Here is a 12,487-nt window from a genome sequence, read left to right on the forward strand (position 1 = left end):
CCCGCGGTTGCGGGGAGAGGGTCGGGGTGAGGGGCTCTCTCCCGCGTGTGGCGCGCGTGGATAGTCCCGTACCCCCTCACCCGCCGCGCAAGGGCGCGGCGACCTCTCCCCGCAGGCGGGGAGAGGTTAAACAGGACAACGGCATTGTTCGACAATCTGTCGGAACGGCTTGGCGGCATTCTCGATCGTCTGACGGGGCGCGGTGCGCTGACCGAAAAGGACGTCGACGCCGCCATGCGCGAGGTGCGCCGCGCGCTGCTCGAGGCCGACGTCGCGCTCGAGGTCGTGCGCAGCTTCACCGAACGCGTCCGCGAGCAGGCGATCGGCGCCACCGTCGTCAAGTCGGTCACGCCCGGCCAGATGGTTGTCAAGATCGTCCATGACGAGCTGATCAACATGCTCGGCGCCGAAAGCCAGACCATCGACGTCAATTCCGTGCCGCCGGTGCCGATCATGATGGTCGGTCTGCAAGGCTCGGGCAAGACGACCACCACCGCAAAGCTCGCCCGCCGCCTGGTCCAACGCGACAAGCGCAAGGTGCTGATGGCTTCGCTCGACATCTATCGCCCGGCGGCGATGGAGCAGCTGGCCGTGCTCGGTCGCGATCTCGACATTCCGACCCTGCCGATCGTTGCCGGCCAGCAGCCGGCTCAGATTGCGAAACGCGCGCTCGAAGCGGGCAAGCTCGGCGGCTACGACATCGTGCTGCTCGACACCGCCGGCCGCACCACGCTCGACGAAGAGATGATGGCGGAGGCAGCTAGCATCAAAGCGGCGGCGAACCCGCATGAAGTGCTGCTGGTCGCGGACTCCCTGACGGGCCAGGACGCCGTCAACCTCGCTCGCGCCTTCGACGAGCGCGTCGGCCTGACCGGCATCGTGCTCACGCGCGTCGACGGCGACGGCCGCGGCGGTGCTGCGCTCTCGATGCGCGCCGTCACCGGCAAGCCGATCAAGCTGATCGGCACCGGTGAAAAGACCGATGCGCTGGAAGATTTCCACCCCGATCGTATCGCCGGCCGCATCCTCGGCATGGGCGACGTGGTGTCGCTGGTCGAGCGCGCCGCCGCCAACATCGACGCGGAGAAAGCCGCGCGCACCGCCGAGCGTATGCGCAAGGGTCAGTTCGACCTCAACGACATGCGCGAGCAGCTCTCGCAGATGGCCAGCATGGGCGGCATCAGCGGCCTGATGGGCATGATGCCCGGCATCGCCAAGATGAAGAACCAGATCGCGGCCGCCGGCATCGACGACAAGATCCTGAAGCGCCAGGTCGCGGTGATCGATTCCATGACGCGCGACGAGCGCCGTCATCCCGACCTGCTCAAGGCCAGCCGCAAGAAGCGGATCGCCGCTGGCTCCGGCCAGAGCGTCGAGCAGGTCAACAAGCTGCTGAAGATGCACCGGAACATGGCCGACGTGATGAAGGCCATGGGCTCGGGCAAGCGCGGTCCGCTGGCCGGCATCGCTCAGGCCATGGGTTTTGGTGGCGGCATGAAGATGCCGTCTCCGGACGAGATGAAGGCGCTGCAGGAGAAAATGCAGGGCGGCGGCGGACAGGGTCTGCCCAGCCTGCCGAAGGATTTGCCGGCCGGTCTTCGCACCGGTCTGCCGAACGTTCCTGGACTGACCGGGCTGAGCGGCAAGCCGACGCTGCCGGGCCTCGGCGGTTTTCCGGGCAAGAAGAAATGAGGAATTCGTCGCGAGGGATCGCATCGGTCTCACGCAACGCGGAATACCAATCAACCGAACAAAACGTACTTTGCAAACCGTACTTCGAAGGAGAACTAAATGTCCGTCGTTATCCGCCTCGCCCGCGCAGGCACCAAGAAGCGTCCCGTCTATCACGTCGTCGTCGCCGACTCGCGCTTCCCCCGCGATGGCCGCTTCATCGAGCGTCTCGGTCACTTCAACCCGCTGCTGCCGAAGGACAACGAGACCCGGCTCAAGCTCGACATGGACAAGGTGAAGGCCTGGCTCGCCAAGGGCGCGCAGCCGTCGGACCGCGTGTCCCGCTTCCTCGACGCCGCCGGCGTCAAGAAGCGCGAAGCGCGCAACAACCCCGAGAAGGCCGTGCCGCGCAAGGAGCGCAAGGCGCAGGCCGAAGCCGCTGCGAAGGGCTAAGGCTCATCCATGTCGGCGCTGATCTGCGTCGCGCGGATCGGCGCCGCGCATGGTGTGCGCGGCGCGGTCAAATTGTGGACCTTCACCGAAGATCCCTTTGCCGTTAAGCGCTACGGTCCGCTTCTCTCCAAGGACGGCAAGCGCCAGTTCGAGCTGGCGCAGGCCCGCGAAGCCAAGGACCATCTGGTCGCGACCTTCAAGGGCGTCGCGACCCGCGATGAGGCCGAGCGCCTCAACGGAATCGAACTCTATGTCGCGCGCGAAAAACTGCCCGCGACCGATGAGGACGAATATTACCATGCCGATCTGATCGGGCTCGCTGCCGTCACCACAGATGGCGGTGCGCTCGGCCGCGTGCTCGCGATCCATAATTTCGGTGCCGGCGACATCATCGAGATCGCGCCCCTCAAGGGCGCGACGATGCTGCTGCCGTTCACCAATGCGATTGTGCCTGAGGTCGACATCGCCGGCGGCCGCGTCGTGATCGAGCTGCCGCAGGAGATCGAGGGCGAGGGTCGCTCGTCAGCGTCGTGACAGGATAGTGACGCCGGGGACGGCGAACGAGACGACTTGCCTTTGATATTCGGTTCGTGCACGCTGCGGTTGTGTCCCGCCCGCAAGTCCTGAACCTCCGGAGATATCAATGTTGCGTCGCTGTCTTCTGGCAACGATCGGCCTGCTTGCGTCCGCGAGCATCCTCAATGCCCAGACGCCGCCGAGCCCGCCGCCTGCCGCGACCGAGCAGCCCGTTCGGGAATCGATGGAGGAGCCGCAGGTCGGCGACCACTGGACCTACGAGGTGCGCGACGAGATTACCGGCGACCTCAAATCGACCGTGACGCACACCGTCACCGACGTGTCGGCCACCGAGATCGGCATCCGGCTCGAGATCCTGGGCAAACCCGGTTTCGGCTACCAGACCTACGACCGGTCGTGGGACATCATCAACAATGGCGCTTGGCGCTTCACGCCAAACGACGGCTCGGGTGTCCGCATGCCGCTTGCGGTCGGCAAGTCCTGGTCGTTCAAGTCCAGTGACTCCAACAGCACGGCTGGTGTCAGCCTGAAGCGCACGGGCACCTCCAAGGTTACGGCCAAGGAGAACATCACCACCCGCGCAGGCACTTTCGAGGCCTACAAGATCGAGACGTCGATCGAGATGCGAAACACCAACGATCCCACTAAGAAGTCCCAGGCCGAGCTGCAGGTCTGGTACGTGCCCGAGATCAATCATTGGGTGAAGCGCACATATGTCAGCAGGTCGTATGGCAGGGTTCGCGAGCGGAGTGCGCTCGAAATGATCGAATACGGTCGCCGCTAACATCCGACGCGAAGGCGGCCGTGAATAACCGAAACTGCTGAGGGAAAACGCTGATGTCTCGTTACGCGGCCACGATGATCGCTTGTCTGCTTGCCGGCAACGCCTCCGCATGGGCGGCAAACGATCCACCACCGCCCGCGCCTGCCGATACAAAGCCGGTCATCGCCATGGAGCAGCCGCTGCAGGGCGATTTTTGGACCTACGAGGTACGGGACGAAATCAGCGGCAAGGTCAACTCGATCCGCACGCACATGGTCACCGAGGTCTCGCCGAGCGAGATCAGCATCCGCACCACCATCGAAGGCAAGGATACCGAGATCCTGAGCGTCTACGACCGATCGTGGAATCTGAAGAACAACGGCGAGTGGAAGTACCAACCGGGCGATGGCTCGGGCATTCATTCGCCGCTCAGGACCGGCGATAGCTGGAATATCTCCGCCGACGACGTCAACAGCAGCAAGGGCTTCATCTGGAAACGCTCGGGCCGTTCGAAGGTCGTCGGCCAGGAGACCATGACCACCAGGGCCGGCACGTTCGAGACCTACAAGATCGAAACGACCTTCTCGAGACGCCCGACCAACGACCGGAGCCGCAAGCAGGATATCACGGCCGTGACGTGGTACGCCCCTGCCATCGACCATTGGGTGAAGAAGACCTTTGTGTCGCGGGAGAACGGCCATCTGCGGATCAATAACGTTCTCGAAGTAGTCGAGTACGGCCGCAAGAGCTAGCTAGGCGAGCACGCCCGCGGGGGCCTCGACCTCCCGGCCGCAATGCCCTAACCAGCGGCCATGACCAATCCCTCACCCTGGCGCGCGACGGTGCTGACGCTGTTTCCGGAGATGTTTCCGGGGCCGCTCGGCGTGAGCCTGGCCGGCCGGGCGCTGACCTCCGGCGTGTGGGAGATCGAGGCGCGGGACATCCGGGCTTCCGCCACGGACCGTCACCGCAGCGTCGACGACACCCCCGCCGGCGGCGGCCCGGGCATGGTGCTGCGAGCCGATGTTCTGGCGGCCGCCATCGACGCCGTGGGGGTCCGTCCCGACCGGCCGAAACTGCTGATGAGCCCGCGCGGTCGGCCATTGACCCAGGCCCGTGTCGCCGAGCTCGCCCAGGGCCCCGGCCCCCTGATCGTCTGCGGGCGGTTCGAGGGGATCGACCAGCGGGTGATTGACGCCCGCGCCCTGGAGGAGGTCTCGATCGGCGATTACGTGCTCTCAGGAGGCGAAATCGCTGCGATGGCCCTGATCGACGCCTGCGTCCGGCTGCTGCCGGGGGTGATGGGCAAGGAAGCCTCGGGAACCGAAGAGAGTTTTTCCGACGGCCTGCTCGAATACCCCCAGTACACCCGTCCGCAGTTGTTCGAGGGGGTTCCGATCCCTGAGATTCTGACCTCCGGCGATCATGCCAAGGTCGCGGCCTGGCGGCGGGCGCAATCCGAGGCCCTGACGGCGGCACGGCGTCCCGATTTATGGGCCCAAATCCCCCCCAAGGCCCCGAATCGGCCCGGACGCCAAAAAACGGCAAAAAACAAGACAGACGGGTGACAAACGCTCCGGCTTGCCTTATAGGAGCGGCCACATCCGCAATGGCTGGATAGACGAATTTCGCGCAGCCCCCGTTTCCAAGGCTGGGCGCGCCGATGGAGATTTACCCATGAACCTGATTCAGCAGCTCGAAAAAGAGCAGTTCGACAAGCTCTCCGCCACCAAGGACATTCCGGAGTTCGGTCCCGGCGACACCGTGATCGTCAACGTGAAGGTGGTCGAAGGCGACCGCACCCGCGTGCAGGCCTATGAAGGCGTTTGCATCGGCCGTTCCGGCGGTGGCCTCAACGAGAGCTTCACCGTCCGCAAGATCTCCTACGGCGAGGGCGTGGAGCGCGTGTTCCCGGTGATGTCGCCGATGATCGACTCGATCAAGGTGGTGCGCCGCGGCAAGGTGCGCCGCGCCAAGCTCTATTACCTCCGCAATCTCCGCGGCAAGTCGGCCCGCATCGTCGAGAAGACTGAGCACAAGGCCGCCGTCAACGAGTAAGCTCCGCTACCAGACGAGTTTCGAAAAGCGCGGGGCTTGGCCCCGCGCTTTTTTGTTGCGTCAGCCGTGCGCGTCAAAGCCCTCGCGATTCCAGATCTCCCTGCTATATATTCCTGGAATGTTTCCAGATCTGACCTGCCTCGTAACCCCCCAGCGCATCGTCATCGACGATCGCTCGCGGCTGCCTGGCCGGTTCTTCGGACGCTTCGCGACCTCGGCAACGTCAGAGCTTAGTCCCGCAGCTTAAAGGCTGCGCTCAAGGCTGCCCTGTTGCCCCGCGCGAACCCGCGCATATCCACTGACATACATTGTTCGGAGCTTAAGCTCATGTCCAAGCCGACCACTTTATACGACAAGATCTGGAACGACCATCTGGTGCACGAAGCCGATGACGGCACCTGCCTGCTCTACATCGACCGCCATCTGGTGCATGAGGTCACCTCGCCGCAGGCGTTCGAAGGCCTGCGCGCCACCGGCCGCAAGGTGCACGCCCCCGAGAAGACGCTCGCTGTCGTTGACCACAACGTGCCGACCACCGACCGCACCAAGCCGAACCCGGATCCGGAGAGCATCGAGCAGATCAAGGCGCTCGCCGACAACGCCAAGGAATTCGGCATCGAATATTACAACGAGTTCGACAAGCGCCAGGGCATCGTCCACGTCATCGGCCCCGAGCAGGGTTTTACCCTGCCCGGCACCACGATCGTTTGCGGTGACAGCCACACCTCGACGCATGGTGCGTTCGGTGCGCTCGCCCACGGCATCGGCACCTCCGAGGTCGAGCACGTGCTGGCGACGCAGACGCTGATCCAGAAGAAGGCGAAGAACATGCGCGTCAGCGTCGACGGCAAATTGCCTGAAGGCGTGACGGGCAAGGATATCATCCTTGCCATCATCGGCGAGATCGGCACCGCGGGTGGCACTGGCTACGTGCTGGAATACGCCGGCGAGGCGATCCGCGCGCTGTCGATGGAAGGCCGCATGACGGTCTGCAACATGTCGATCGAAGGCGGCGCGCGTGCCGGTCTCGTTGCGCCCGACCAGAAGGCGTTCGACTTCCTGCACGATCGGCCGAAATCGCCGAAGGGCGCGGACTGGGATGCGGCGATGCGCTACTGGGAAAAGCTGCGCTCCGACGAGGGCGCGCATTTCGACCACGAGCTGCGCCTCGACGCCGCAAAACTGCCGCCGATCGTGACCTGGGGCACTTCGCCTGAGGACGTGATCTCGGTGACCGGCATCGTGCCCGATCCCGACAAGATCGCGGACGAGGCCAAGCGTCTCTCCAAGCATCGCGCCTTGAAGTACATGGGCCTGACGGCGGGGACCAAGATCACCGACATCAAGCTCGACCGCATCTTCATCGGCTCCTGCACCAACGGCCGCATCGAGGATTTGCGCGCCGCCGCCAAGATCGCGGAAGGCAAGCACGTCTCTGGCCACGTCAACGCCATGGTCGTGCCGGGCTCCGGCATCGTGAAGGAGCAGGCCGAAGCTGAGGGTCTGGACAAGATCTTCATCAAGGCCGGCTTCGAATGGCGCGAGCCCGGTTGCTCGATGTGCCTCGCCATGAACCCGGACAAGCTGGCCCCGGAAGAGCGCTGCGCCTCGACCTCGAACCGCAACTTCGAGGGACGCCAGGGTTTCAAGGGCCGCACCCATCTGGTGTCGCCCGCGATGGCCGCAGCAGCGGCGATCGCGGGTCACTTCGTTGACGTCAGGGAGTGGCGCTGAGCCACTGCCTGCAATCGTGGGTCATCGAATAAACAAAGGGCGCCGCCGCGGCGCCCTTTCCATTTTGATCGTGGTAGCCGCCGTAGTGGATGCCGCCGTAGCGCAAGCCGCCGCCATGATGAACGACGCTGCTCGCGTCACCACCACGGCCCGTAGCCGAACACGAACGGCGCGGGCACGCCGTAGGGATAGGGACGGTAACCAACGGGCCGCGCATAATAGTGCGGATCGGGACGGCGAGAAGTAGGCGCGAACTCGTATCGCACATGCCGCCGCGCATCGAACACCGCGCGCCCGGCGGAGGCATCCGGCAGCTTCGTCACCCTCTGCGCCGCGAAAACGTGAGGCAGGCCGGCGGCGAGCGCAACAACAACGGCCAGTGCGATCCATCTCGTCATGACGACCTGGTGATGCCAAATTCAGCCGCGACGCCAGTAGCAGCTCATATGCGGCACGATCACCGTGCCGCTCGGCCGGAATTCCTGCACGTAGGCGGCGTTGCACTCGCGGACCGCATCCGGCCCCGGGTTGTAGCGCGGATAGACGCCGTCCGGGGTGTAATAGGGCGTGACGCGGAGGCGGGTCTGGGGCCGCTTGCGCGGCGGCGGGACGTCGTCGGGCGAGACCGCCTGGGCCATGCGGACCACGGGGCCGGCAGGCTGCGCAAGGGTCTGGGCATGCGCACCGACACAGACTTGCGAAAACAACCCCATGCACAGTAGCGTCAGCGCTGTTTTCGCTCGCATTTTTCCGCCCACCTGAACCGTCCCCATCGAGGCCCCAAGCTCCCCGTTTTGGCGGCGCCCGTCAACCTCAGAGCGCTTATAAAGCCGGATGCATCGCTGCGGAACCCGCGCTAATAACAACCCATGTGGACGGACCTGAAAGCACCCTCGCTGGCCGAGATGGAGGTGACGGCGCACGACATTTTCGAGCGCCTGCCGGCGGGATTCCGCGGCCTTTGCGAAGGCCTGATCATCCGCGTCGATGACTTCCCCACCGAGGAGGTCCTGGACGAGATGCAATGCGACAGCGAGTTCGACCTGCTCGGCCTGTTCCAGGGCGTCGGCTTGCCCCAGCAGAGTTTTGGCGACGTGGCGCGGCTGCCCAACATGGTCTGGCTCTACCGCCGGCCGATCCTGGACTACTGGGCCGAGCACGACGAAAGCCTCGGCCATATCGTCCGTCACGTCCTGATTCACGAAATCGGCCACCATTTCGGCCTCTCGGACGACGATATGGCGGCGATCGAGGCTCGGGCAGACTAGGTCTGCCGAATTCGGCCTAGGATTCGACCCCCGATCGCGATAAATACGCGGTCCCTAACCACTCTCGGGAAGCGCAACCATGGACAAGTTCACTACGCTGGAAGGCGTCGCGGCGCCGCTGAAGATCATCAATGTCGACACCGACATGATTATTCCGAAGCAGTACCTCAAGACCATCAAGCGCACCGGGCTCGGCAAGGGGCTCTTCTCCGAGCAGCGCTACAATGACGACGGCAGCGAGAACCCGGATTTCGTCCTCAACCAGCCCGCCTATCGCAACACGAAGGTGCTGGTGGCCGGCGACAATTTCGGCTGCGGCTCGAGCCGCGAGCACGCGCCCTGGGCGCTGCTCGACTTCGGCATCCGCTGCGTGATCTCGACCTCGTTCGGCGACATCTTCTACAACAACTGCTTCAAGAACGGCATTCTGCCGATCCGCGTCTCCCAGGAAGACCTCGACAAGCTGTTCGACGACGCCGAGCGCGGCGCCAACGCGACGCTGACGATCGACCTGCCGAACCAGGAGATCCGCGGTCCCGACGGCGGCACGGTCAAGTTCGAGATCGATCCGTTCCGCAAGCACTGCCTGATCAACGGCCTCGACGACATCGGTCTCACTATGGAGAAGAAGGCCTCGATCGACACCTACGAGGACAAGCTCAAGCGCGAGCGCGCCTGGGCCTAAGCCTCAAGTTTTGGTTTCAGCCCCGGCGTCATCGGCGCCGGGGCTTTTTCTTTGCCCGCGATATCCCTTATAGCTTCCGCTTATGCTGCCCGAGATCGTCACCTTCTGGCATGGCCCGATGGACGCGCTGCGCCAGACCTGTCTGCGCTCGCAGCTGGCTGCCGGCCACAAGGTCACGGTCTATAGCTTCGACACCATTCCCGGTCTTCCGGCGGGCGTCGGCAATGCCGACGCCGAAGCGATCCTGCCGCACGCCTTCTCCGAACGGCTGCGGCCGCCGCAGCCGGACGGCAGCTGGCGCGACTGGACCACGCTGCAGTTCAGCGACTTCTTCCGCATGAAGCTGATGGCAAGAGGCCTCGGCCTCTGGCTCGATGCCGACGTGCTGCTGCTCAAGCCCGCAATGATCGATCCGGCAAAACCGTACTTCGCCTGGGAACGGCCGCGCCAGCTCGGCAACTCCGTGATCTATCTGCCGCCGCAGCACGGCATCGTCGCCGCCTTCGAAGAGTTGATGGAGCAGGAGGAGCTGACACCGAACTGGCTGTCGGTACGCCACCGCATCACATTCCTGATGCGCCGCCTGCGCGGCGGCTCGAACCGTCTTTCCGATATTCGTGTCGCGATCTTCGGGCCGGCGGCACTGACCGCGCTCGCGCGCCGCACCGGCGAATTGAGATGCGCGCTGCCGAAGCAGTCGTTCTACGCCGTGCACGCCGAGCCAAAGCTGTTCTTCGATCCTTCGAGCTATCTCGGCCTCGTCACCGACCCCGAGATCATCGGCCTGCACATCTCGCCCAAGGGCCGCGGCGGCGAGAAGCCGATCCCGGGCAGCCTGTATGCGTGGGCGACGGAACGGTTTTCGTAGCTCTCCCTCGTGTCCCGGACGCGGTGCGGCGCGAAGTGCCGCTCCGCAGGGCCGGGACCCAGCAACACTGCGAGATGGGTCCCGGCTCTGCGCTGCAGCGTACCGGACGATGCTTCGCATCGCCGGGAACGCTGCAGCGCGTCCGGAACACGAGATCGATCGCTAACGCCACGAACTGCAGCAAATGCTCACTCGATCGCGCCGACGTCGCGCCGCGCTAACGCGGGTCCGATAAGCGTTGTAACTGAGTGAGCCGGATTGGTATGGTGTCGAGTATCCTGGCTCGAACGATATCGCATGACTAATTTTGCTAAGGACGGGACGAGGAAACGGCGATGGCCTTACCGCTTGGCTGTTATCCTGTTCGCCTATCTGGCCCTGGCTTACATTCTGGTCCCCACCTTGTGGATTCACCACGAGCACGAAGCTGGGCTCGCTTCGTTGCCGATGATCACCAGGACGTCGGACGATATCCCTGCTGATCCCCTGAACGTTGGACTTGTTGGCAACGACGAGGACGTCGTCCGCGCAATGAACGCGGCCGGATGGTTTGCGGCCGATGCTGTGACGCTGCGCTCAAGCATCGAGATCATCGGAAGCGTGGTGCTGGATCGGCCATATCGTAGCGCCCCCGTCAGCCCGCTCTACTATCTTGGAAAGAAGGAGCAATACGCCTTCGAGAAGCCGGCAGGGCGCAGCGCCGATCGGCGGAATCACGTTCGATTCTGGAAGGCCCTTGAGAAGGGCGATGATGGTCGCCCGGTTTGGCTCGGTTCGGCGACTTTCGATCGGGGCGTCGGGCTGAGCCACGACACGGGACAGGTCACCCATCACATCGCGGCCAGCATCGATGCGGAGCGAGATCTCTTGATGGCCGACTTGCGCGCGGCACGTGTCGTCGGCAGCTTCTTTCAGATCTCGGGCATAGGCCCAACTCTGTTCGGCCGAAACGGGGGTGGCGACCCCTACTACACGGATGGCGAGATACACGTTGCCGTCCTGGCGCCGGGAGCAGCAAATGGGCCTGCGGATCCGCCGACCATTCCACCGCCATCTCTCATCGCCCTGAAAGATGCCATATGGCACGGCATCGCTCAGAAAGCCGAAGGCACGCCCTAGCCCTTGCCCATCGCCGCGATCGCGTCCGCCATCTCGATCGTGCGGCGCCCCATGTCGGCGCGCAGACGCCCTACCATCGCGCAGTCGAGCCGGATCGCGCCGCATTGCAGTCCAAAGCCTTCTAGGTATGCCGCGGCCTCAAGCGGTCGAAGCATTTCCCTGCGATCGTGTCCGACAAGGTCTCTTTGATCGAGCGGCCACGAGCAAGCCTCCAGCCCGCTCGCCAACCGTCAAAGAAGCCGACAACGGACGCAACAAGCACGACAATTACCGAGGCAAGAGCTACGAGGATCGCCACTCCTATAATGACCGGATTTTGCGTCGTTGAGGCGCCAGGCTCGATAAGCCAACTGAGCGCCGCGGCGAACAACAGCAGCAGGATGACGGCCGGCGACGCCACGATTTGATAGGCAAATACAAAGGGAAATGTTGAGGCCATCGCCAGCGACATCGGCCATGCCGAAGAGCGCGTTCGCGGAACCAGAAACATGAGGCCTGCCGCGCACCAAATGATGCATGCCACTAGGATCCACAGAGCAAGCGCGGACATGTAGAGCACGACCTGCATACATTGGCTCCTTGCGACTGCTTCGTCCAGGCCAAGCAAGCCACATCGCCGAAGCAGCGGGCAAGTCCCAGATTGCCACCCGCCGTCAGAAAGCGGACATTCCGTTTGCGAATAATCTTGCTCATCGCCGCGATTGCATCTGCGATCACAATCGTCCGCTCAGCCGCTTCGGCGTCAACTCTTGCTGCCGACACGGACCAGTGTCATCAATAGTGTCGCCAATCTTGGTCATGCGCCGCCGAGTGGCTCGGGAGACTGCTAACGTCATGAGAGCCTCTGCTGTTGCCCTCGCCCTTCTCCTGCTTCTGTCGCCCAGAATTGGTCATGCCGCAGAAGCGCGGCCTCAAGGCAAGAACTGCGATCTCGCCGAGCCACCCGCCGGTGCGGGAGAAGATACAGCTCACGGCATGGCGATGCGCATTTACCCTCGCGCCAAAGACATCGGGCCAGACTACTCCGGTTGCCAACTCACGATGTTGCAGATCAAGGAAAAGTGGTTCGTTCTTTCGTACACTGAAGTGGTCGCCGGCGACCCCATTCGTATTTGGTCTGAGCACGACCCCGATCCACGCAAGCGCGCTTGCCGGTTCAAGGCGGGAAAGTTGGTCTCGGGCAGCGAAGATATTTGCCCCGCACCAGAATTCCTGTTGTCACGATCGCTCCCACCTGGCTGCGCCCCCGTCACCGGCGAGCAAGCCAGCCGTGGCGAGCCGGGGACTCCGCGGCCGGCACGTTGTGACTACGATTAATCGCAACGACACCG

General features: G+C 63.9%; 17 protein-coding genes. 13 read left to right on the plus strand and 4 right to left on the minus strand.

Features of this window, described 5'->3' with window-relative positions:
* Positions 1-144: 144 nt before the first annotated feature.
* From ffh to leuC, 8 genes are all read left to right on the plus strand, one after another.
* Positions 145-1,692, plus strand: coding sequence for a signal recognition particle protein (gene ffh / locus ABID58_RS00385; RefSeq protein WP_148756085.1), 1,548 nt, complete (start codon positions 145-147; stop codon positions 1,690-1,692).
* A gap of 99 nt (positions 1,693-1,791) precedes the next feature.
* On the plus strand, positions 1,792-2,124 hold the full coding sequence (rpsP, locus tag ABID58_RS00390; RefSeq protein ID WP_100181398.1) for a 30S ribosomal protein S16: 333 nt from the start codon (positions 1,792-1,794) through the stop codon (positions 2,122-2,124).
* 9 nt (positions 2,125-2,133) lie between these two features.
* Positions 2,134-2,658, plus strand: coding sequence for a ribosome maturation factor RimM (gene rimM, locus ABID58_RS00395; RefSeq protein WP_354031133.1), 525 nt, complete (start codon positions 2,134-2,136; stop codon positions 2,656-2,658).
* A 109-nt stretch (positions 2,659-2,767) separates the two neighbouring features.
* Positions 2,768-3,445, plus strand: a complete 678-nt coding sequence (locus tag ABID58_RS00400) for a TapB family protein (RefSeq protein WP_354031134.1) — start codon at positions 2,768-2,770, stop codon at positions 3,443-3,445.
* 53 nt (positions 3,446-3,498) lie between these two features.
* Positions 3,499-4,176, plus strand: a complete 678-nt coding sequence (locus ABID58_RS00405) for a hypothetical protein (protein WP_354031135.1) — start codon at positions 3,499-3,501, stop codon at positions 4,174-4,176.
* A 60-nt stretch (positions 4,177-4,236) separates the two neighbouring features.
* On the plus strand, positions 4,237-4,992 hold the full coding sequence (trmD, locus tag ABID58_RS00410; protein WP_354031136.1) for a tRNA (guanosine(37)-N1)-methyltransferase TrmD: 756 nt from the start codon (positions 4,237-4,239) through the stop codon (positions 4,990-4,992).
* A 109-nt stretch (positions 4,993-5,101) separates the two neighbouring features.
* Positions 5,102-5,482, plus strand: a complete 381-nt coding sequence (rplS, locus tag ABID58_RS00415) for a 50S ribosomal protein L19 (RefSeq protein WP_148756083.1) — start codon at positions 5,102-5,104, stop codon at positions 5,480-5,482.
* A 327-nt stretch (positions 5,483-5,809) separates the two neighbouring features.
* Positions 5,810-7,216 carry a 3-isopropylmalate dehydratase large subunit gene (leuC, locus tag ABID58_RS00420; protein ID WP_354031137.1) on the plus strand — a complete coding sequence of 469 codons (1,407 nt, stop codon included), beginning with the start codon at positions 5,810-5,812 and terminating at the stop codon, positions 7,214-7,216.
* 137 nt (positions 7,217-7,353) lie between these two features.
* Here leuC and ABID58_RS00425 read toward each other — a convergent pair whose 3' ends face one another.
* Positions 7,354-7,614 (minus strand): hypothetical protein, encoded by a 261-nt coding sequence (locus ABID58_RS00425; protein ID WP_354031138.1) that lies wholly within the window; start codon positions 7,612-7,614, stop codon positions 7,354-7,356.
* A gap of 21 nt (positions 7,615-7,635) precedes the next feature.
* Positions 7,636-7,929: a hypothetical protein gene (locus ABID58_RS00430; RefSeq protein ID WP_354031655.1), complete on the minus strand. Its 294-nt coding sequence runs from the start codon at positions 7,927-7,929 to the stop codon at positions 7,636-7,638.
* A gap of 156 nt (positions 7,930-8,085) precedes the next feature.
* Here ABID58_RS00430 and ABID58_RS00435 point away from each other — a divergent pair, with 156 nt between their 5' ends.
* From ABID58_RS00435 to ABID58_RS00450, 4 genes are all read left to right on the plus strand, one after another.
* Complete coding sequence (locus ABID58_RS00435) at positions 8,086-8,484, plus strand: metallopeptidase family protein (RefSeq protein ID WP_148756079.1); 399 nt, start codon at positions 8,086-8,088, stop codon at positions 8,482-8,484.
* A gap of 79 nt (positions 8,485-8,563) precedes the next feature.
* Entirely contained in the window at positions 8,564-9,169 is a 606-nt protein-coding gene (gene leuD, locus ABID58_RS00440; RefSeq protein WP_354031139.1) for a 3-isopropylmalate dehydratase small subunit, read from the plus strand.
* Positions 9,170-9,251: 82 nt separating this feature from the next.
* Positions 9,252-10,037 carry a glycosyltransferase family 32 protein gene (locus ABID58_RS00445; RefSeq protein WP_148756077.1) on the plus strand — a complete coding sequence of 262 codons (786 nt, stop codon included), beginning with the start codon at positions 9,252-9,254 and terminating at the stop codon, positions 10,035-10,037.
* A 297-nt stretch (positions 10,038-10,334) separates the two neighbouring features.
* The gene (locus ABID58_RS00450) at positions 10,335-11,156 is read left to right on the plus strand and encodes an LssY C-terminal domain-containing protein (protein WP_354031140.1); all 822 of its coding nucleotides are present in this window, start codon (positions 10,335-10,337) and stop codon (positions 11,154-11,156) included.
* Here the strand turns inward: ABID58_RS00450 and ABID58_RS00455 are convergent.
* Together ABID58_RS00455 and ABID58_RS00460 are read right to left on the minus strand one after the other, a co-directional pair.
* Positions 11,153-11,311, minus strand: coding sequence for a hypothetical protein (locus ABID58_RS00455; protein ID WP_354031141.1), 159 nt, complete (start codon positions 11,309-11,311; stop codon positions 11,153-11,155). The two genes, ABID58_RS00450 and ABID58_RS00455, sit on opposite strands and share 4 nt — an antisense overlap.
* Complete coding sequence (locus tag ABID58_RS00460) at positions 11,278-11,724, minus strand: hypothetical protein (RefSeq protein ID WP_354031142.1); 447 nt, start codon at positions 11,722-11,724, stop codon at positions 11,278-11,280. Before ABID58_RS00460 ends, ABID58_RS00455 begins: the two co-directional genes overlap by 34 nt.
* Before the next feature lie 266 nt (positions 11,725-11,990).
* On the opposite strand from ABID58_RS00460, the gene ABID58_RS00465 reads away from it, so the two are divergent.
* A complete protein-coding gene (locus tag ABID58_RS00465; RefSeq protein WP_148756074.1) occupies positions 11,991-12,473 on the plus strand; it encodes a hypothetical protein in 483 nt (160 codons plus the stop codon).
* The last annotated feature ends 14 nt before the right edge of the window (positions 12,474-12,487 follow it).

The sequence above is a fragment of the Bradyrhizobium sp. S3.2.6 genome, from assembly GCF_040546885.1.
Classification (GTDB): domain Bacteria; phylum Pseudomonadota; class Alphaproteobacteria; order Rhizobiales; family Xanthobacteraceae; genus Bradyrhizobium; species Bradyrhizobium cytisi.

Excerpts from the sequence above, each read along its gene's own strand:
- rplS (WP_148756083.1), top strand. The coding sequence starts at position 5,102 with ATGAACCTGATTCAGCAGCTCGAAAAAGAGCAGTTCGACAAGCTCTCC.
- ABID58_RS00405 (WP_354031135.1), top strand. The coding sequence starts at position 3,499 with ATGTCTCGTTACGCGGCCACGATGATCGCTTGTCTGCTTGCCGGCAAC.
- ABID58_RS00455 (WP_354031141.1), bottom strand. The coding sequence starts at position 11,311 with ATGCTTCGACCGCTTGAGGCCGCGGCATACCTAGAAGGCTTTGGACTG.
- rpsP (WP_100181398.1), top strand. The coding sequence starts at position 1,792 with ATGTCCGTCGTTATCCGCCTCGCCCGCGCAGGCACCAAGAAGCGTCCC.
- ABID58_RS00445 (WP_148756077.1), top strand. The coding sequence starts at position 9,252 with ATGCTGCCCGAGATCGTCACCTTCTGGCATGGCCCGATGGACGCGCTG.
- ABID58_RS00435 (WP_148756079.1), top strand. The coding sequence starts at position 8,086 with ATGTGGACGGACCTGAAAGCACCCTCGCTGGCCGAGATGGAGGTGACG.
- rimM (WP_354031133.1), top strand. The coding sequence starts at position 2,134 with ATGTCGGCGCTGATCTGCGTCGCGCGGATCGGCGCCGCGCATGGTGTG.
- ABID58_RS00425 (WP_354031138.1), bottom strand. The coding sequence starts at position 7,614 with ATGACGAGATGGATCGCACTGGCCGTTGTTGTTGCGCTCGCCGCCGGC.
- ABID58_RS00430 (WP_354031655.1), bottom strand. The coding sequence starts at position 7,929 with ATGGGGTTGTTTTCGCAAGTCTGTGTCGGTGCGCATGCCCAGACCCTT.
- trmD (WP_354031136.1), top strand. The coding sequence starts at position 4,237 with ATGACCAATCCCTCACCCTGGCGCGCGACGGTGCTGACGCTGTTTCCG.
- ABID58_RS00465 (WP_148756074.1), top strand. The coding sequence starts at position 11,991 with ATGAGAGCCTCTGCTGTTGCCCTCGCCCTTCTCCTGCTTCTGTCGCCC.
- leuD (WP_354031139.1), top strand. The coding sequence starts at position 8,564 with ATGGACAAGTTCACTACGCTGGAAGGCGTCGCGGCGCCGCTGAAGATC.
- ABID58_RS00450 (WP_354031140.1), top strand. The coding sequence starts at position 10,335 with ATGACTAATTTTGCTAAGGACGGGACGAGGAAACGGCGATGGCCTTAC.
- leuC (WP_354031137.1), top strand. The coding sequence starts at position 5,810 with ATGTCCAAGCCGACCACTTTATACGACAAGATCTGGAACGACCATCTG.
- ABID58_RS00400 (WP_354031134.1), top strand. The coding sequence starts at position 2,768 with ATGTTGCGTCGCTGTCTTCTGGCAACGATCGGCCTGCTTGCGTCCGCG.
- ABID58_RS00460 (WP_354031142.1), bottom strand. The coding sequence starts at position 11,724 with ATGCAGGTCGTGCTCTACATGTCCGCGCTTGCTCTGTGGATCCTAGTG.